At 62.0% G+C, this 516-nt stretch carries 1 pseudogene; it reads left to right on the forward strand.

The annotated features are described in order from the left end of the window. A pseudogene (locus tag BMI79_RS22930) lies at positions 1 to 516 on the forward strand (hemagglutinin repeat-containing protein); the annotation flags it as partial.

Genomic DNA, 516 nt, shown 5'->3' on the forward strand with positions numbered 1-516 from the left:
TGGCCGCCACCGAAGAGCAATCAAGCTATCGGTTGGATGAGAAGAAAAAGAGCGGTGTGTTCAGCGGCGGTGGGCTGGGCTTCACTGTTGGCAGCACCTCGTCACGCCATCAGGTGAACGAAGACGGCACCACCCAAAGCCAGAGTGTGAGCACCATCGGGTCGACCGGGGGCGATGTGAGCATCGTGGCGGGCGGCAAAGCCCATATCGGCGGTGCCGATGTGATTGCCAACCAGAACCTGTCGGTGACCGGTGACAGCGTACAGATTGACCCTGGGCACGATATCACGCGTCGGGATGAGACCGTTGAGCAGAAAACCAGTGGCTTGACCGTCGCGCTGTCTGGTGCAGCAGGCGGTGCGGTGAACACTGCCGTCAACACGGCGCAGCAGGCGCAGAAAGAAACCGACGGTCGCCTGGCAGCGTTACAAGGCACCAAGGCGGCGCTGTCTGGCGTGCAAGCGGGCCAAGCGGTGGCGTTGGAGCAAGCCAAAGGCGGCAATCTCGCCAATACCG

This window comes from Serratia oryzae, from assembly GCF_001976145.1.
Lineage (GTDB): Bacteria > Pseudomonadota > Gammaproteobacteria > Enterobacterales > Enterobacteriaceae > Chania > Chania oryzae.